This is a genomic window from Streptomyces sp. NPDC050636, from assembly GCF_040654775.1.
Classification (GTDB): Bacteria; Actinomycetota; Actinomycetes; order Streptomycetales; family Streptomycetaceae; genus Streptomyces.
The window spans coordinates 17,494-35,458 of record NZ_JBFAIP010000047.1 but is presented as its reverse complement, the minus strand read 5'-3'; the positions used below and the strand labels follow the sequence as shown (position 1 = coordinate 35,458).

General features: G+C 68.8%; 16 protein-coding genes. 6 read left to right on the top strand and 10 right to left on the bottom strand.

What is annotated here, in order from left to right:
• Nucleotides 1-4: 4 nt before the first annotated feature.
• The 5 genes from AB0I10_RS27120 to AB0I10_RS27100 all read right to left on the bottom strand — a co-directional run bounded on the left by AB0I10_RS27120 (nt 5) and on the right by AB0I10_RS27100 (nt 6,083).
• Nucleotides 5-799, bottom strand: coding sequence for an ABC transporter permease (locus AB0I10_RS27120; protein ID WP_363155256.1), 795 nt, complete (start codon nt 797-799; stop codon nt 5-7).
• 83 nt (nt 800-882) lie between these two features.
• Nucleotides 883-1,821, bottom strand: a complete 939-nt coding sequence (locus AB0I10_RS27115) for an ABC transporter permease (protein WP_363155242.1) — start codon at nt 1,819-1,821, stop codon at nt 883-885.
• Nucleotides 1,818-2,990 (bottom strand): ABC transporter ATP-binding protein, encoded by a 1,173-nt coding sequence (locus tag AB0I10_RS27110; protein WP_363155241.1) that lies wholly within the window; start codon nt 2,988-2,990, stop codon nt 1,818-1,820. The genes AB0I10_RS27115 and AB0I10_RS27110 overlap by 4 nt, the downstream gene beginning before the upstream one ends.
• A 115-nt stretch (nt 2,991-3,105) precedes the next feature.
• Nucleotides 3,106-4,353 (bottom strand): spermidine/putrescine ABC transporter substrate-binding protein, encoded by a 1,248-nt coding sequence (locus tag AB0I10_RS27105; RefSeq protein ID WP_363155240.1) that lies wholly within the window; start codon nt 4,351-4,353, stop codon nt 3,106-3,108.
• 191 nt (nt 4,354-4,544) lie between these two features.
• Complete coding sequence (locus AB0I10_RS27100; RefSeq protein ID WP_363155239.1) at nt 4,545-6,083, bottom strand: gamma-aminobutyraldehyde dehydrogenase; 1,539 nt, start codon at nt 6,081-6,083, stop codon at nt 4,545-4,547.
• Between the two features lie 202 nt (nt 6,084-6,285).
• Here AB0I10_RS27100 and AB0I10_RS27095 point away from each other — a divergent pair, with 202 nt between their 5' ends.
• Nucleotides 6,286-6,900 (top strand): NADAR family protein, encoded by a 615-nt coding sequence (locus tag AB0I10_RS27095; RefSeq protein WP_363155238.1) that lies wholly within the window; start codon nt 6,286-6,288, stop codon nt 6,898-6,900.
• Nucleotides 6,901-6,970: 70 nt separating this feature from the next.
• Here the strand turns inward: AB0I10_RS27095 and AB0I10_RS27090 are convergent, their stop codons facing one another.
• A complete protein-coding gene (locus AB0I10_RS27090; protein ID WP_363155237.1) occupies nt 6,971-7,669 on the bottom strand; it encodes a DUF4190 domain-containing protein in 699 nt (232 codons plus the stop codon).
• 123 nt (nt 7,670-7,792) lie between these two features.
• Here AB0I10_RS27090 and AB0I10_RS27085 point away from each other — a divergent pair, with 123 nt between their 5' ends.
• On the top strand, nt 7,793-8,815 hold the full coding sequence (locus AB0I10_RS27085) for an adenosine deaminase (protein ID WP_363155236.1): 1,023 nt from the start codon (nt 7,793-7,795) through the stop codon (nt 8,813-8,815).
• 212 nt (nt 8,816-9,027) lie between these two features.
• On the opposite strand, the gene AB0I10_RS27080 is transcribed toward AB0I10_RS27085, so the two are convergent.
• Nucleotides 9,028-9,531 (bottom strand): hypothetical protein, encoded by a 504-nt coding sequence (locus tag AB0I10_RS27080; RefSeq protein ID WP_363155235.1) that lies wholly within the window; start codon nt 9,529-9,531, stop codon nt 9,028-9,030.
• 272 nt (nt 9,532-9,803) lie between these two features.
• On the opposite strand from AB0I10_RS27080, the gene AB0I10_RS27075 reads away from it, so the two are divergent.
• Nucleotides 9,804-10,505: a hypothetical protein gene (locus AB0I10_RS27075; protein WP_363155234.1), complete on the top strand. Its 702-nt coding sequence runs from the start codon at nt 9,804-9,806 to the stop codon at nt 10,503-10,505.
• Between the two features lie 84 nt (nt 10,506-10,589).
• On the opposite strand, the gene AB0I10_RS27070 is transcribed toward AB0I10_RS27075, so the two are convergent.
• Nucleotides 10,590-11,846, bottom strand: coding sequence for an alpha/beta hydrolase (locus AB0I10_RS27070; protein ID WP_363155233.1), 1,257 nt, complete (start codon nt 11,844-11,846; stop codon nt 10,590-10,592).
• A 288-nt stretch (nt 11,847-12,134) separates the two neighbouring features.
• Between AB0I10_RS27070 and AB0I10_RS27065 the strand changes: the two genes are divergently transcribed.
• Nucleotides 12,135-13,121 (top strand): winged helix-turn-helix domain-containing protein, encoded by a 987-nt coding sequence (locus AB0I10_RS27065; RefSeq protein WP_363155232.1) that lies wholly within the window; start codon nt 12,135-12,137, stop codon nt 13,119-13,121.
• Nucleotides 13,122-13,157: 36 nt separating this feature from the next.
• Here AB0I10_RS27065 and AB0I10_RS27060 read toward each other — a convergent pair whose 3' ends face one another.
• Together AB0I10_RS27060 and AB0I10_RS27055 are read right to left on the bottom strand one after the other, a co-directional pair.
• Nucleotides 13,158-14,339 (bottom strand): spermidine/putrescine ABC transporter substrate-binding protein, encoded by a 1,182-nt coding sequence (locus tag AB0I10_RS27060; protein ID WP_363155231.1) that lies wholly within the window; start codon nt 14,337-14,339, stop codon nt 13,158-13,160.
• A 132-nt stretch (nt 14,340-14,471) separates the two neighbouring features.
• A complete protein-coding gene (locus AB0I10_RS27055; protein WP_363155229.1) occupies nt 14,472-15,926 on the bottom strand; it encodes a gamma-aminobutyraldehyde dehydrogenase in 1,455 nt (484 codons plus the stop codon).
• 179 nt (nt 15,927-16,105) lie between these two features.
• On the opposite strand from AB0I10_RS27055, the gene AB0I10_RS27050 reads away from it, so the two are divergent.
• Both AB0I10_RS27050 and AB0I10_RS27045 read left to right on the top strand, forming a co-directional pair.
• On the top strand, nt 16,106-16,588 hold the full coding sequence (locus AB0I10_RS27050) for an Lrp/AsnC family transcriptional regulator (protein WP_363155228.1): 483 nt from the start codon (nt 16,106-16,108) through the stop codon (nt 16,586-16,588).
• A 2-nt stretch (nt 16,589-16,590) separates the two neighbouring features.
• Nucleotides 16,591-17,952, top strand: a complete 1,362-nt coding sequence (locus AB0I10_RS27045) for an aspartate aminotransferase family protein (protein ID WP_363155227.1) — start codon at nt 16,591-16,593, stop codon at nt 17,950-17,952.
• Nucleotides 17,953-17,965: the final 13 nt, after the last annotated feature.

Sequence of the window (17,965 nt, the reverse complement as noted above, 5' to 3'; positions counted from 1 at the left end):
TCCTCTAGCTCCTCTTACGCCTGTTACGGCGGTTGCCGGCCAGTTGGCCGACGACTACGCACAGCACGGCGACCAGGAACATCGCCGTTCCGATGACATTGATCTGAACGGGTGTGCCACGCTGCGCCGATCCCCAGACGAACATGGGGAAGGTCACGGTGGAGCCGGCGTTGAAGTTGGTGATGATGAAATCGTCGAAGGAGAGCGCGAAGGAGAGCAGCGCGCCGGCCGCGATGCCGGGCGCGGCGATCGGCAGCGTCACCCGGAGGAAGGTCTGCGCCGGGGAGGCGTAGAGGTCCTGAGCGGCCTGTTCCAGGCGCGGGTCCATGCTCATCACGCGTGCCTTGACGGCGGTGACGACGAAGCTCAGGCAGAACATGATGTGCGCGATGAGGATCGTCCAGAAGCCGAAATTGATGCCCATGTTGAGGAACAGGGTGGCCAGGGAGGCGGCCATGACGACCTCGGGCATGGCCATCGGCAGGAAGATCAGGGTGCTGACACCGGACCGGGCACGGAAGCGGTAGCGGGCCAGCGCGAAGGCGATCATCGTGCCGAGGACGGTCGCTCCGAGGGTGGCCCAGACGGCCAGCTGGAGGCTCAGACCGAGCGAGCCGCACAGGTCGGCGACGCCGCACGGATCGGTCCAGGCGTCCGTGGAGAAGCGCTGCCACTGGTAGTTGAAGCGGCCGTTGGGCTTGTTGAAGGAGAAGACCAGCACGACGAGGTTGGGCAGGATCAGATAGGCCAGCGTGCACAGGCCCGCGATCGTGACGATGTTGCGGCGCAGCCAGCGCAGGCCCTTGTTGGGGGTGCCCTTGTTGGGGGTGCCCTTGTTGGGGGTGCGTGCCGCCGTGGCTGCCGTGGTCTCGGTTTCCGCCATCAGACCAGATCCTCCGTCCCGGACTTGCGGATGTAGATCGTGACCATCGTGAGGATGGCCGCCATGAGGATGAAGGAGAGGGCGGCTGCGGTCGGGTAGTCCAGGACCCGCAGGAACTGGGACTGGATGACGTTGCCGATCATCTTCTGGTCGGTGGAGCCCAGCAGTTCGGCGTTGATGTAGTCGCCGGCGGCCGGGATGAAGGTGAGCAGGGTGCCCGCGACGACGCCCGGCATGGACAGCGGGAAGGTGACCCGGCGGAAGGTGGTGGCCGGGCGGGCGTAGAGGTCGCCGGCGGCTTCGTGCAGCCGGGGGTCGATGCGCTCCAGAGAGGTGTAGAGCGGCAGGATCATGAACGGCAGGAAGTTGTACGTCAGTCCGCAGACCACCGCGAGCGGGGTGGCCAGCACCCGCTGCCCTTCGGTGAGGCCCAGCCAGCTGGTGACGTCCAGGAAGTGCAGCGAGTTGAGGACGCCGACGACCGCTCCGCCGTCCGCCAGGATCGTCTTCCAGGCCAGCGTGCGGATCAGGAAGCTGGTGAAGAACGGGGCGATGACGAGGATCATCACGAGATTGCGCCAGCGGCCGGCCTTGAAGGCGATGAGGTACGCCAGCGGGTAGCCGAGCAGCAGGCAGAGGGCGGTGGCGGTGGCGGCGTAGAGCACCGACCGGAGGAACTGCGGCCAGTATTCGCCTATCGCGTCCAGGTAGGTCGCGAAGTGCCAGGTGACCTTGAAGCCCTCTTCGAGGGAGCCGGTCTGGATGGACGTCGACGCCTGGTAGACGAGCGGGGCGGCGAAGAAGACGACCAGCCACAGGATGCCGGGCAGCAGCAGCCAGTAGGGGACGAGGCGCTTACGGGTGGGGGCCTTGCGTATCTGGAGCGGCTCGGTCTCGGCCGGCTCGGCCGGTGGCGCGGGGGCCTCTGCAGTACTCATGCGGCCTCCTCGTCGAGGTCCGCACCGGCGTCGATGTCCTGCGCAGCGTCCAGCCCGAAGGTGTGCCCCGGGCTCCAGTGCAGAACGACCTCGGCGCCCGGTACCAGCCGCCCGTCGCGCTCGATGTTCTGCTCGTAGACGGCGAGTTCGCCCAGGCCGGGGGCCTCGATGACGTACTGCGTGGAGACGCCGATGAAGCTGGCGTCCTTGATGCGTCCCGGCAGCCGGTTGCGGCCGTCGGTGATCGACCCGGCATCGTCGGCGTGCGCCAGGGAGATCTTCTCGGGCCGTATGCCGGCCAGCACCTTCTCCCCGGGACGGGCCACGGCGCTACATCGGCCGGCGGGCAGCCGGAGCTTGGCGTCGCCGGCCTTGAGGAGCAGTTCGCCGTGCTGCCGGTCGCTCGCCTCGACGACCTCGGCCTCGATGAGGTTGGAGGTGCCCAGGAAGTTGGCGACGAAGGTGGAGGCGGGGTTCTCGTAGAGGTCGGCGGGAGCGCCGAGTTGCTCGACCCGGCCGCCGTTCATCACCGCGACCGTGTCGGCCATCGTCATGGCCTCCTCCTGGTCGTGGGTGACATGCACGAAGGTGATGCCGACCTCGGTCTGGATCCGCTTGAGCTCCAGCTGCATCTGGCGGCGCAGCTTGAGGTCGAGGGCGCCCAGCGGCTCGTCGAGCAGCAGCACCTGAGGGTGGTTGATCAGGGCGCGGGCGACCGCGACGCGCTGCTGCTGGCCGCCGGAGAGCTGCTGCGGCTTGCGGCGCGCCATGGGGCCGAGCTGTACGAGGTCGAGCATCTCCTCGACCTGCTTCTTGACGGACTTGATGCCGCGGCGGCGTAGCCCGAACGCGACGTTCTCGAAGATGTCGAGGTGCGGGAAGAGCGCGTAGTTCTGGAAGACGGTGTTGACCTGGCGCTTGTAGGGCGGCAGGACGGTGACGTCCTTGCCGGAGAGCTCGACGGTCCCGGTGGTGGGGTCCTCCAGCCCGGCGATCATCCGCAGCGTGGTGGTCTTACCGCAGCCCGAGGCGCCCAGCAGCGCGAAGAAGGAGCCCGCGGGGACGGTGAGATCGAGCGGGTGGACGGCGGTGAAGGACCCGTAGGTCTTGCTGATCCCGTGGAGGCGGACGTCGCCGCCGCTGCTTTGGGGGGTCGCGGTGTTGGTCATGTGGGTCGTCCCGTGTGTCGGAGGTCGGACAGCTCATACGGGCCTGGCGGGGGCGTGGGGGCCCAGGCGTGAATGGGGGTACCCCTGCTCGAAGGTTGAGCGCTTGGGGGGAGGCTCAGGCACCGGTGAGGTCGGAGAACTTCTGCGCGAAGGCCTTGCTCTCCTTGGCGGACAGGGCGCGGAAGGAGTGGGACCGCTCGGCCATCTCCTTGTCCGGAATGATCAGCGGGTTGCGGGCCGCCTCCTTGTCGATCTTGGCGAGTTCCTCGCGTACGCCCTCCACGGGGCAGACGTAGTTGATGTACGCCGCGATCTTCGCCGCGACCTTCGGCTCGTAGAAATAGTCGATGAGCCGTTCGGCATTCTGCTTGTGGCGCGCCTTGTTCGGCACCATGAGGTTGTCGGTGGACGTCATATAGCCGGCCTTGGGGACGGCGAAGCCGATGTCCGGGTTGTCGTTCTTGAGCTGGACGACGTCGCCCGCCCAGGCCACACAGGCGGCGAGATCGCCCTTGTCCAGGTCGGTGGTGTAGTCGTTGCCGGTGAAGCGGCGGATCTGCTGGGAGTCGACGCCCTTCTGGATCCGGGCGATGGCCGCGTCGAAATCGTCCGCGGTGACCTCCTCGGGCTTCTTGCCCATGTCCAGGAGGGTCAGTCCGACGCTGTCGCGCATCTCGGAGAGGAAGCCGACCCGGCCCTTGAGCTTGGGGTCCTCCAGCAGCTGGCTGATGGAGTCGACCTTGCGTCCGCCGGTGGCCTTCTTGTTGTACGCGATGATCGCCGGGATGCCCTGCCAGGGGTAGGAGTGCGCACGGCCCGGGTCCCAGGCGGGGCTGCGGAACTGCGGCGAGAGATTGGCGTAGGCGTGCGGCAGGTTGGCCGGGTCCAGCGACTGGATCCAGCCGAGCGAGATCATCCGCGCGCACATCCAGTCGGTGAGCACGATCAGATCCCGGCCGGTGTCCTGGCCTGCCGCGAGCTGCGCCTGGACCTTGCCGAAGAACTCGTCGTTGTCGTTGATGTCCTCGGTGTACTTGACGGCGATGCCGGTGCGCTTGGTGAAAGCCTCCAGCGTCGGCCGGTGCTTGCCGTCGTCGGTGACATCCATGTACTCGGTCCAGTTGGAGAAGTTGATGCGCTTCTCCGCCTTGGAGTGGTCCTCGGAGCTGCCGGCGTCGGTACGGCCCGCGGGCGGGATGCCGCAGGCGGACAGGGCACCGAGGCCGCCCATCGCAGCCGCCGCGACGCCGCTCGCGCGCAGCAGTGAGCGCCTGGTCATGGCCAGCCGGCCATTCGTCAGACTGCTGCGCATAGCGGCGAGTTCGGCCTGGGACAGGGGTTCGGGCTGCTCGTGGTGCTCCATGCGCGGTGCCCTTTCAGGGGGTGAGCCCGGCGCTCGGCCGGTGGTGACGATGCCGCGCGGCGCTGGCCGCAGAGGGGGCGGGGGCGTGGGGCGTGGTGGGGGCGGGGGCACGCCGTGATGGGTGGACGGCCGTAGTGGCGCGTCCTTGGCGGTGGACGTCCGTCGTGGCACGTCCTTGGCGGTGGACGTCCCTACGGGCGGTCCCCGAAGACCGTACGGTGCCAGTCCTTCCTGGCGACCGCAGTGTTGTCGTACATGACGTGCTTGACCTGCGTGTACTCCTCGAAGGAGTAGGCCGACATGTCCTTGCCGAAGCCGGACGCCTTGGCGCCGCCGTGCGGCATCTCGCTGATGATCGGGATGTGGTCGTTGACCCAGACACAGCCCGCCTTGATCTCGCGGGTGGCGCGGCCGGTGCGGTAGACGTCCCGGCTCCAGGCGGAGGCGGCCAGCCCGTAGGGGGTGTCATTGGCGAGCGCGATGCCCTCGTCGTCGCTGTCGAAGGGCAGCACGACCAGCACCGGACCGAAGATCTCGGACTGCACGACCTCGCTGTCCTGGGCGGCGCCGGCGATCAGCGTGGGCCGGTAGTACGCGCCCTTGGCGAGCGCGCTGTACGTGCCGGCGGAGGGGGCCTCGCCTCCGGTGACAACCGTGGCGTACGCGCGGGCCCGGTCCACGAATCCCGCCACCCGGTCCCGCTGGGTGTGCGAGATCAGCGGCCCGAGGTCGGTGGACGGGTCGAAGGGGTCGCCGAGCCGTACGGTCGCCATCAGGTCGGCGACACCGCTGACGAACGCGTCGTACAGCGGGCGCTGGACGTAGGCGCGGGTGGCGGCGGTGCAGTCCTGGCCGCTGTTGATCAGCGATCCGGCCACCGCTCCGTGGACGGCGGCCTCCAGGTCCGCGTCGTCGAAGACGACGAAGGGGGCCTTGCCGCCGAGTTCGAGGTGCAGCCGTTTGACGGTGCCGGTGGCGATCTCCGCGACGCGCTTGCCGACACCGGTCGAGCCGGTGAAGGAGGTCATGGCGACGGCGGGGTGGCCGACGAGGTGTTCACCGGCGTCCCGGCCCGCCCCGGAGACGATGTTGATCACGCCGTCCGGCAGGCCCGCACGCTGCGCGGCCTGCGCGAACAGCAGCGAGGTCAGTGGGGTGATCTCGGCGGGCTTGAGGACGATGGTGTTGCCCGCGGCGACGGCCGGCAGGATCTTCCAGGCGGCCATCTGGAGCGGATAGTTCCAGGGCGCGATGGAGCCGACGACGCCGATGGGCTCCCGGCGGACCGAGGAGGTGTGGTCGGGGCTGTATTCGCCGGACGCCTTGCCCTCCAGGTGGCGGGCGGCGCCCGCGAAGAACGCGGCGTTGTCGATCGAGCCCGGCACATCGAACTCATTGCTGAGCTTGATCGGCTTTCCGCAGTTCAGCGACTCGGCGAAGGCGAGGTCGCCGGCGTCCTCGGCGAGCGCCGCGGCGAAGCGGTGCAGCGCGTCGGAGCGCTCACCCGGCGTCGCGCCGCTCCATTCCGGGAAGGCCCGCCCGGCGGCCTCGACGGCTGCGTCCACGTCCGCGGTTCCGGCGAGTTCGTAGGAGTACACCGTCTCACCGGTCGCCGGGTCCACAACCGCCTGCGTACGGCCCGATGTGCCGCTGCGGAGGCTGCCCGCGATGAATTGCGCGCCCTCGGCGAATCGCTCGGTGACATCGAATCGCTGGAACCCTTGATTCATCGTGCTCTCCTCCGCCGGGGCGCCGGGGCCGCTCAGCAGCAGTGCCTGGCGTAGCTATTTCCGGAATCGATGGCTGATCCTGACAGAGGGAAAGGGCCTCAACAAGTGATTCCGTTGTTGCCATTTGGTTACGCAACGAAATCTGCGGTTTCCTCGATCAGGACCCCGACACGTTGTCAGTGCCCGCTGACAGAATCCCGGCATGATGCACAACATCACGGGGATCAAGGCGGAGAGCTCGGGCCGGGGCGCTGCGGACGGGCCGCGCTCGGTCGAGGAACTGATCGCGGCGGCCGCCACCAAGCAGCGCCTCAAATACGTCCATTTCTGGGGTCATGCCCCGCGGCGCGACGGCAGCATCGGAGCGAGCTGTTTCAGCCAGTGGTGGCCCTCCCCCTTCACGGTCGACGGGGTCGAGTACGCCACGGCCGAGCACTGGATGATGGCCGGCAAGGCCCGGCTGTTCGGCGACGAGGAAGCGGAGCGGCGCGCGATAGCCGCGACCCACCCCAAGCAGGCCAAGGGCGTCGGGCGTACGGTGCGCGGCTTCGACGACGCGACCTGGCAGCGGGACCGCTTCGACCTGGTGGTGGAGGGCAGCGTGCACAAATTCGGCCAGGACCCCGCGCTGCGGGAGTACCTGCTGGGCACGAACTCCCGGGTGCTGGTGGAGGCCAGCCCGCTGGACCGCATCTGGGGCATCGGACTGGCCGCCGACGACGACCGCGCCGAGGACCCGGCGCGCTGGCGGGGACTGAATCTGCTGGGCTTCGCCCTGATGGAGGCCCGCCAGCGACTGGCCGACGGGGTGTCCTAGGCGGGCGCTCTGCGGTGTGTCCTGGGCAAGCGTGCCGCGACGGGCGGTGCCAGTGGCGGGGCGCGCCCGGTTACACCTGGGCGGGGCGGGTACCGGGGGCCGGTGGGGCGGAGCGTGTCCCGACGGCCGGTGGGGCGGCGTCGTAGGTGTCGGAGTAGCCGCTGTCGTGGCCACCGCCGCTGCCCGGCCCGTCGTCGCCCGAGCGGTGCCCGTGGGTCGCGATGAGGATGATCATCAGGGCGCTGATCAGCAGCGCGACACCGCCCAGGATGACCCCGGCCAGCGCCGTCGGGCCGTTCGTCGCCTCGCGCCGGGTCACCTTGGCCCGGCCGATGGCACCCAAGATGACCGCCAGCGCACCGAAGAGGACACCGAAGAAGATGGTGACGCCGAGGAGCGCGCCGACGATCCCGACGGCCAGCGCGGCGGTGCCGAAGCCGTTGTCGGGACGGGCGGGCTGCCAGGCCGGGTAACCCATGGCGTTGGGGAAGTTGGGGTGACTGGGTTGGTTGGGTTGGCTGGGGTAGTTGAGGAAGGCGGGGGAATGGGGGTAGCCGGAGTGGTGGACGTGGGGCTGCTGCGCGTACGACGCCTGGGGCCCGTAGCCCGGCACGCCGTAACCGGGGCCGCCATAGCCGGACCCGCCGTAACCGGCATGCCCGTGGCCTTGCCCTCCCACCTTCGGCGTCGAGGACTTGGTGAGCGGCACCCTGTCCTCCGGCGGCGCCCACGGGTCGCTCGGCTCGGACTGCTGACGGCCGTCGACCATGGCACTCCTCCCATCGGTGTCCGGCCAATGTATAAGACCTGAACCGCACCGCCGCCCGGACCCCGCATACCATGACCAGGCCGTTCCGTACGCCGGCGTACACCCCTTGACCAGGAGGAACCGTTGTCCGATCTCGATGCATTCATCGCGGGCCTGCCCAAGGCGGAGCTGCACGTCCACCACGTCGGATCGGCCTCGCCGCGGATCGTGTCCGAGCTGGCCGCCCGCCACCCGGACTCCGCCGTCCCCACCGACCCCGAAGCGCTCGCCGACTACTTCACCTTCCGCGACTTCGCGCACTTCATCGAGGTCTACCTCTCCGTCGTGGACCTGATCCGCGACTCCGAGGACGTCCGGCTGCTGACCTACGAGGTCGCCCGGGACATGGCGCGCCAGAACATCCGCTACGCCGAGCTGACCATCACGCCCTTCAGCTCGACCAGCCGGGGCATCCCCGACGCCGCGTTCGTCGAGGCCATCGAGGACGCTCGCAAGTCCGCGGAATCCGAACTGGGCGTGGTCCTGCGCTGGTGCTTCGACATTCCCAGCGAGGCCGGCCTGGAGGCCGCGGAGGAGACCGCCCGGATCGCCTGCGATCTGCAGCCCGAGGGCCTGGTCTCGTTCGGGCTCGGCGGACCCGAAGTAGGCGTCCCGCGCCCGCAGTTCAAGCCGTATTTCGACCGTGCCATCGCGGCCGGTCTCCACTCCGTGCCGCACGCCGGTGAGACGACGGGCCCCGGCACCATCTGGGACGCCCTCACCGCGCTCCGCGCCGAGCGCATCGGTCACGGCACCAGTGCCACCCAGGACCCCGCGCTGCTGGCCCATCTCGCCGAGCACCGCGTCCCGTTGGAGGTGTGCCCCACTTCCAACATCGCCACCCGGGCCGTACGCACCCTGGACGAGCACCCGATAAAGGACATGGTCGACGCGGGCGTGCTGGTCACCATCAACAGCGACGACCCGCCGATGTTCGGCACCGACCTCAACACCGAATACGGCGTCGCCGCCCGGCTGTTGGGGCTGGACACGACCGGACTGGCCGGCCTCGCCAAGAACGCCGTCGAGGCCTCCTTCATGGACGCACCCGCCAAGGCCCGGCTGACCGCCGAGATCGACACCTACACGACGACGTGGCGCGGGTAGCCGGGGCGACGGGGGTGGCCGTGGCTGCTGTGGCGGCTGGCGGCGCCGTGGTGGCAGCGGGGGTTCCTCCACACGGGACGGCGGATGTCCGCGGGACGGCGGTTGCCCGCGTCACGGCGAGCATCGACCACCGCAGCGCCCCATAGGCCCGGATCCGCCGACGCACTGTGGTGAGGCAGGCCGGGCGACCGAAGACACTGCCGGTCGCCCGGCTACTCCACCCGCCAAGGCGCGCCGAGCCCGCCCGGAAACCCCGCGAGGAACTGCCGGACCGCCCACCGCGCCGCCGCCGCGTCGACCAGTTCGTCCGCGGGGAAGTACGCACCCTGGCCGCCGCACACCAGCCAGATCGCCTCCTCCGGGGCACGGTTCGGGTCCTCGTCCAGGTAGGCACCGTGGCGTTCCGGGCGCGCTCGACGCCCCTCGTGGTTCCCGGCGGCCCGCTCTCCCGCCCGGCACAGCTGGAGCAGCGCACCGTCATCACATTCACCGGTGACGAGAAAGACGCCCGGTCCGCCGCTGACCGTCAGACAGCCACCGCCCTCTTCCCATCGGTCGAGGGAGAGTTCCGTGCAGACCTCGCCGTCCAGTTCCGCCAGGGCCGCCTCCAGCGCGGCGCCGTCCGGGTCGCGCAGCATCCGGGACCGGCAGATTCCCGCCTCCCAGCGGCTGACCGCCGCCTTCATCCCGTACGCCGCGGGTGCCCGCCGCGCCACGGCCCTTGGGGAGCGTCCGGGCGGCTGCGGGGTACGAGGGGGCCAACGGGAGGGCCATGCGTGGCGCGGATCGGGCTGCGGCTCATGTGCGGAGCATACGGTTGCCACGCCCTGACCTGCACACTTCGAACAGTCACACCCTGCCGGACAAGAACCGGCCCTGCCGGTCGAGAACTTGCCCCGGCGGTCCGGAACTTGCCCCGGCTGAGCAAGAACTTGTCCCGATCGGTGAGAATCGGGCCGTTGTCAGACCCCTGCGCTTTCATGGAGGGGTGACGGTTCTCGACGTTGTGCGACGGCTGCCGGACGTTCCCGTACTGCGGGACCTGTGCCGGTCCTTGGCCATGCTCGATGCGATCCTCAGTCCCGACCACCTCTTTCGCTGCTACTCCTTCGACCGGCGCTGGGGCCCCTCGCAGGAGATGGCTTCGATGAACAACGGCCAGGGCGACGACTTCTCCCTCGTCCTCGTGCCGGCCGGGGCGTGCCTGCGCGGCTTCGATCATGAGTCGCCGATGAGCCCGTATGCCGGGGACGGGGACAGGGACGGGCCGTGGCCGGGGATATGCGACGGCATACCGGACGAGTTGCGGACGGCGGGCATCACGGAGCCCGCGTTCTGCGACGAGGACGGGCTGCCGAGGGTGACGGCCTGCGTGTGGCGGACGCCGGACAGTCCGGTGTGGCGGGCCGGGGACATCGACTTCCCGACGGGCCACCCCGACCCGGACGGCTCGGACCGCCTTTTCCGGCTGCTGGTCGACCCGACACCGGACGCGTACCACGCCTTCGCACGGGTGCACCACGAGGCGCTGCCGGATTTGTCCGCCGTACAACACCTCTACGCGCTAAGGCCGTTGACCTCCGAGGTCATCGCTGCGCTCAATCCGGAGGTCACCCTGGACGCGCTGCACGACGACATCGAGACGATCGGCTATCCGCACGCAGAAGCCCGGGAGGAACATGGCGGGTAACAGCGCCCGGCCGCGCGGGGCGGGACCGCAGGCAAGGCCGTCGCGGTGCCTGGTGAGCGGCGCACGGTGCGACGTCCTGGCCGATCAGCACGGAGGCAGATGCTCAGCGAAGAACGAGTGCACGTAGCCCCGTACCCGGGGCACCGATTCTGCCGGCTCGATCGCGCCGACCAGCTTGTTCCGGTCGCCGGCGGTCATCAGCCCGGCGGCTTGCAACTGGGGCGCCATGGCGGCGTAGTCGGTGAACACCCAGTGCGTGGCGTTGTCGAGCTGCCGCCGACCGGTGCAGCCTCGCGGGTGCGCGAGCATGGCCGACCAGGAACGCTCCATCTGTTTCTTGTCGGGGAAGCCATCGGTACCCACCAGGAGCAACGGCCGGTCCACCCCGTAGCGGGCGATCGGGAACAGCTCCCCGTCGTGGCCGGGCTTGTCCGGCGGGTAGTCCAGATAGCCCTCCAGATTGACCGCCGCGTCGATGCGCCGGTCCTCGTACATCGACTCGGCCGCGGCGGTGCCGCCCGCCGAGTGGCCATAGACGCCCACCCGCCGCGGATCCAGCGCGCGGTCCAGATGCTCCGGCAACGCGCGTCGCTCCGCATCGGGATTCCGTCCGGCTGCCAGCACGTCCAACTGGTCGAGCACAAACCGGATATCCGCGATCCGGGTGTCGATCGCGGTGCGGAAGATCTTCGGATCCGTCCGGGGATCGCCCCGGAAGACGGTGTCGCGGACCTTTTCCCGGTACTTCGACTTCTGCGGAAACTCGACCTCACTGGCGTCACCAGGGTGATCGATGGTCACCACCACGTAGCCGTGGCTCGCCAGCTCTTCGGCGATCCCGGTGCCCATGGTGCGCGGGTCACCGCCTCCCGGGCTGTACAGCAGTACCGGTCGCCGCACGGGCTGCGCGGGCGCGTCAGTGTGCGAATGCGTCACAGTGGCCGCCCAGTTCACACCCGTCTTCGGCAATTCCGGATGAATGACGGGGTCGATCATCTTGAACCACTCCGCAGCCCCCTCGGTCATCTGCGGTGCGACCGGGTAACCGCGGGCGGCGCGGGCCGGATAGCACACCGTGACCATCACTTCCCGCACGGGGATGGGCTTCCATGGGTCACGCCTGGTGCGATCGACCAGGTACAGCGTGGTGACCCCGATCCGGTGCGGACCGGTCGGCGCCGGCAACCGCACGGTGACGTCGTCCGCGGCCCGTTCCTGCGCCCGAGGCGGTGCCCCTGCCTGCACCCGTGACTGTGCCTGTGCCTGTGCGACGCTTCCGCCACCCGCGAGCAACAATCCGGCGGCCGCCAGGACTGACTTGGTGACGGTCCGTCGGTCCACTCCAGCTGCACCCCCCTCACCCCCGGGGCCGACATCAGTGCCTCGCTCAGGCGCACTCGCCCGGCCTCCCGGCCCACCATCGCCGACGTCCCTGCGGACCATGGATCCCCCTCATGCCTTGTGGCTTCAGTCCTGGTGACTTCAGCTCTTGCGCCTTCAGTCCTTGCGCCTTCCGGCGGCCCCCTGAGTGAATGCGGAGGCCATGACTGAATGCTGGCGCCGGCAGGGAGCGCGGGCGATCGTTTAGTCCCTGCCCGAAACGATGGCGCGGCGCCGCCAGGGAGACTAGTGATCCGGATCCACTTCACGACCGCCGACTTCGCCCGGGTCCGGTTCGCGTCCCGGCCGGCCCCGCTGCAAGAGCTGAACACAGCGCTCATGAAGATGTGCGGCCGCGACGACGAGCTGCTCTTCGGCCGCTGGAGACAACGGTTGCTCCGCTCCTTGCCGGTCACCGTGGAGCCCCTGGGGGACCTGGTCCCCGCGGGCGAAGCCCCCAACTTCATCGACGTGTTCAGCGACACTCTGCAGGAGGGACTCGACACCGTCCGGGCTGCGCACCCGGACCTGGTCCGCTCCGAGATCGAGCGGGTCTATGCCAACCGCCCGTCCCCAGCTCCGCCGTGGATCCGCGACCTGTACCGGGGTGACGGCCATGCCTGGCAACTCCTGTGCCGCGCACAGCGTGCCGCCTTCGACACGGTGCTGAGCCCCGTGTGGCCCATGGTGCAGGACCTGCACCATGCGGAGTTCACCCGCCATGCCCTGGCCGTGGCCGAGCACGGCATCGGCCCCGCACTCGCCACCCTCATCCCCGGCTCCCAACTGCACGCCGATGTATGGGAGTTCAATGCACCCGGTGAGTGGAACATCAAGCTGCACGGTCGCGGCGTACTGCTCCTGCCCACCTTCCACTGGACCGGCCACCCCCTCATCGCCAACCTGCCCGATCACCCATTGGGCGTGACCTACCCGGCCGGTCCCGGCTTGCCGCTCTCGCCGGCTGGAGCGGGCGGCACGGACGACGCACTGGCCGGTGTGCTTGGGCGAACCCGCGTCGACATCTTGCTGCTGCTCGCGGAAGAGCACACCACCAGCGATCTCGCCCGGCGGCTCCGCATCAGCAACGCCACCGCCTCCACACACACCGCAGCACTGCGCGGCGCGGGCCTCATCACCACGGTCCGCGCCGGACGAGCCGTCCTGCACCGGCGCACCCCTCTGGGCAGCCTGCTGGTCCAACGACGCAGCGGAACACGAACCGCAAACGCCTGACCGCGCACCCCAAGGCCACAGACCACAGGCCCTCCCCTACAAGCCCACGATCCCATTCCACTCCTTCGCGAAACCGGTCCGCTCCTGGGACGTGATGTCCCGGGCGATCGCCAGCCGCTTGCGCATCGCATCGTCAGGGAAGATCAGCGGGTCCTCGGCGAGTGCGGCGCGTTCCCTGTCCTTGGAGGAGGCAAGGATGTCGCGCGCAGCCGGCACGGGGCAGACATAGTTGACCCAGGCGGCCAGGTCTGCGGCGACCTCCGGCCGGTAGTAGTAGTCGATCAGCCGCTCCGCGTTGCGCTTGTGGTCCGCGAGGTTGGGGATCATCAGGCTCTCCGCCCACAGCTCGGCGCCTTCCTCCGGCACCACGAACTCGATGTCGGGGTTGTCCGCCTGGAGTTGGATCACATCGCCGGAGTAGGCCTGTGCGGCGAGTACATCCCCGGAGTCCAGGTCCTTGATGTAGTCGTTGCCGGTGAACCGCCGGATGTGCCCGGTGCGGGCCAGGCCGCGTATCCGGTCGGTCATCCGGTGGAAGTCGTCGGCGGTCCAGCGGGTGATGTCGACGCCGTCGCCCTGCATCAGCATCGCGAACGCCTCGTCGAGGCCGGAGAGCAGGGTGACCCGGCCGCGCAGATCGTCCTTCCACAGGTCGGCGGTGTGGCGGATCTCCCGGCCGAGCTTCTTGCGGTTGTACGCGATGCCGGTGATCCCGGACTGCCAGGGCACGGAGTGCGCGCGGCCGGGGTCGAAGTGCGGGGAGAGCAGCAGCGGATCGAGGTTCTTTGCGACATGGGGCTGAGCCGCCCGGTCCATCTCCTGGACCCATCCCAACCGGACGAACCGGGCGCACATCCAGTCGCTGATGACGATCAGGTCGCGGCCGGTGGGCTGGTGGTTCATCAGCGCGGGGCTGATCTTCCCGAAGAACTCGTCGTTGTCGTTGATCTCCTCGGCGTACGTGACGGAGATCCCGGTGCGCCGCCGGAACCCGTCCAGGGTGGGCCGGCGCTGCTTGTCGTGGTCGTCAACGTCGATGTAGAGCGGCCAGTTGGCGAAGACGACCTTCCGGTCCCGCGCCGAGCGGTCCGGGCCGGTGCGGTCCGCGGCGTCGACGTACGCAGGCGGCACCCCGCATCCGGCTGCGGCGGCCAGCGCCCCGGCCGTACCGATCCCGCCCATGCCTCTTAGCAGCGAACGCCGCGAAAGATCAGCCATGGCCAGCACTCTCACGCGTCGCGGGCGGAGGCGGCAAGAGACAGATCGTCAGTTGCCGGGCCTCCGCCCGCGACGGTGTGTCGAGCGGTCGGTGCCGTTCGACGGTGTGGATCCCCGGATACGCCGTCCGGCTCAGCCGTCCAGCGAGGTCATCACGTGCTTGATGCGGGTGTAGTCGTCGAAGCCGTAGGCCGAAAGGTCCTTGCCGTAACCGGACTTCTTGAATCCGCCGTGCGGCATCTCCGCGACCAACGGGATGTGGGTGTTGATCCAGACACAGCCGAAGTCGAGGCTCTTGGACATCCGCATGGCGCGGGCGTGGTCCTTCGTCCACACCGAGGACGCCAGGGCGTACTCGACGCCGTTGGCCCACTCCAGCGCCTGCTGCTCATCCGTGAAGGACTGGACGGTGATGACCGGGCCGAAGACCTCCTGCTGGATGATCTCGTCATCCTGCTTGAGGCCCGAGACGACGGTCGGGGCGAAGAAGTAGCCCTTCTCGCCGACCTGCTCGCCGCCGGCCTCGATCTTGGCGTGCGCGGGCAGCCGCTCGATGAAGCCCTTGACCTGGTTCAGCTGGTTGGCGTTGTTCAGCGGACCGAACAGCACGTCCTCGTCGTCGACCGCACCGGTCTTGGTCTCCGCGGCGGCCTTGGCCAGCGCGGCGACGAACTCGTCGTGGATGGACTCCTGGACGAGCACCCGGGTGGCGGCCGTACAGTCCTGGCCGGCGTTGAAGTAACCGGCGACCGTGATGTCCTCGACGGCCTTGGCGATGTCGGTGTCCTCGAAGACGACGACCGGCGCCTTGCCGCCCAGCTCCAGGTGGACCCGCTTGAGGTCCTTGGACGCGGACTCGGCGACCTGCATACCGGCACGGACCGAGCCGGTGATCGAGGCCATCGCCGGGACCTTGTGCTCGACCATCAGCCGACCGGTCTCGCGGTCACCGCAGATGACGTTGAACACGCCGCGGGGGTGGCCCAGTTCGTCCAGCACGCTGCCGATGATGTCGGCGATCAGCACCGTCGAGGCGGGGGTGGTGTCGGACGGCTTGATGACGACGGTGTTGCCCGCGGCCAGGGCCGGCGCGAACTTCCACACGGCCATCATCATCGGGTAGTTCCACGGCGCGACCTGCGCGCAGACGCCAACCGGCTCACGCCGGATGATGGACGTGAAGCCGTCCATGTACTCGCCGGCCGAGCGGCCCTCCAGCATCCGGGCGGCACCCGCGAAGAAGCGGATCTGGTCCACCATCGGCGGGATCTCCTCGGAGCGTACGAGGGCGACCGGCTTGCCGCAGTTCTCGGACTCGGCGGCGATCAGCTCCTCCGCCCGCTCCTCGAAGCGGTCGGCGATCTTCAGCAGAACCTTCTGGCGCTCGGCAGGGATCAGGTCGCGCCACGCGGGGAAGGCAGCCTCGGCGGCGGCCATCGCCGCGTCCACGTCGGTGGCGGCCGACAGTGGGGCGGTGGCGTATGCCTCGCCCGTCGCGGGGTTGACCACCTCCGTGGTCCGCCCGTCGGCGGCGTCCCGGAACTCCCCGTCGATGTAGTTGCGCAGACGACGCAGTGCGGTGGTCACTGTGCGCCCCCTTCAGTCAGATGTCCGGTGGTTGAGACACCCACCCTAGCCGCGGAGGCGACGTTTTCAACACACCCGCCACCCTGGAACAACGAAATCAGTGAAATTTCGATCGCGACACAACTAATTTCATCGCTTTGGGGTTGCCATACAGACGAGGCTCGTGCACAGTGGAGGACGTGGCAGCCCGTAACAGTCCCGACAGAACCGGCACTCCGTCGATCGACTCCGTCTCCCTGGCGATCATCGAGCAGCTCCAGGAGGACGGACGCCGTCCGTACGCCGCGATCGGCAAGGCCGTGGGCCTGTCCGAAGCGGCGGTACGCCAACGCGTACAGAAACTGCTCGACCAAGGCGTGATGCAGATCGTCGCGGTCACCGACCCCCTCACGGTCGGTTTCCGGCGGCAGGCAATGGTCGGCATCAATGTCGAGGGCGACCTCGAACCCGTGGCCGACGCCCTGACGACCATGGAAGAGGTCGAGTACGTCGTCATGACGGCAGGCTCCTTCGATCTCATCATCGAGATCGTCTGCGAGGACGACGATCACCTCCTGGAAATGATCAACAAGCGGATCCGCACGCTGCCCGGCGTCCGATCCACCGAGAGCTTCGTTTACCTCAAGCTCCGGAAGCAGACCTACACCTGGGGAACGAGATAGACATGAGCGCCGACCTGTCCAAGACGGCATACGACCACCTGTGGATGCACTTCACCCGCATGTCGTCGTACGAGAACGCCCCCGTGCCCACGATCGTGCGCGGCGAGGGCACCAACATCTACGACGACAAGGGCAAGCGCTACATCGACGGGCTCGCGGGCCTCTTTGTGGTCAACGCCGGCCACGGCCGGGTGGAGCTCGCCGAGACCGCCTACAAGCAGGCCCAGGAGCTGGCCTTCTTCCCCGTGTGGTCGTACGCCCACCCCAAGGCCGTGGAGCTCGCCGAGCGGCTGGCCCACCACGCCCCGGGTGACCTGAACAAGGTCTTCTTCACCACCGGTGGCGGCGAGGCCGTCGAGACCGCCTGGAAGCTGGCCAAGCAGTACTTCAAGCTCACCGGCAAGCCCACCAAGCACAAGGTGATATCGCGTGCGGTGGCCTACCACGGCACCCCGCAGGGCGCCCTGTCGATCACCGGCCTGCCCGCCCTCAAGGCCCCCTTCGAGCCGCTGGTCCCCGGCGCGCACAAGGTGCCGAACACCAACATCTACCGTGCCCCGATCTTCGGTGACGACCTGGAGGCCTTCGGCCGCTGGTGCGCCGACCAGATCGAGCAGCAGATCCTCTTCGAGGGCCCGGACACCGTCGCCGCGGTCTTCCTGGAGCCGGTGCAGAACGCCGGTGGCTGCTTCCCGCCGCCCCCCGGCTACTTCCAGCGGGTCCGCGAGATCTGCGACCAGTACGACGTGCTGCTCGTCTCCGACGAGGTCATCTGCGCCTTCGGCCGCCTCGGCACGATGTTCGCCTGCGACAAGTTCGGCTACGTCCCGGACATGATCACCTGCGCCAAGGGCATGACCTCGGGCTACTCCCCGATCGGCGCCTGCATCATCTCCGACCGCCTGGCCGAGCCGTTCTACAAGGGCGACAACACCTTCCTGCACGGCTACACCTTCGGCGGCCACCCGGTCTCCGCGGCCGTCGGTGTCGCCAACCTCGACATCTTCGAGCGTGAGGGCCTCAACCAGCACGTCCTCGACAACGAGGGCAACTTCTTGAGCACCCTGCAGAAGCTGCACGACCTCCCGATCATCGGCGACGTCCGCGGCAACGGCTTCTTCTACGGCATCGAGCTCGTCAAGGACAAGGGCACCAAGGAGTCCTTCACCGACGAGGAGACCGAGCGCGTCCTGTACGGCTTCCTCTCCAAGGCGCTGTACGAGAACGGTCTCTACTGCCGCGCCGACGACCGCGGTGACCCGGTGATCCAGCTCGCCCCGCCGCTGATCGCCGACCAGCCGGTCTTCGACGAGATCGAGCAGATCCTGCGCAGCGTCCTCACCGAGGCCTGGACCAAGCTCTGACGTCGCATCACCT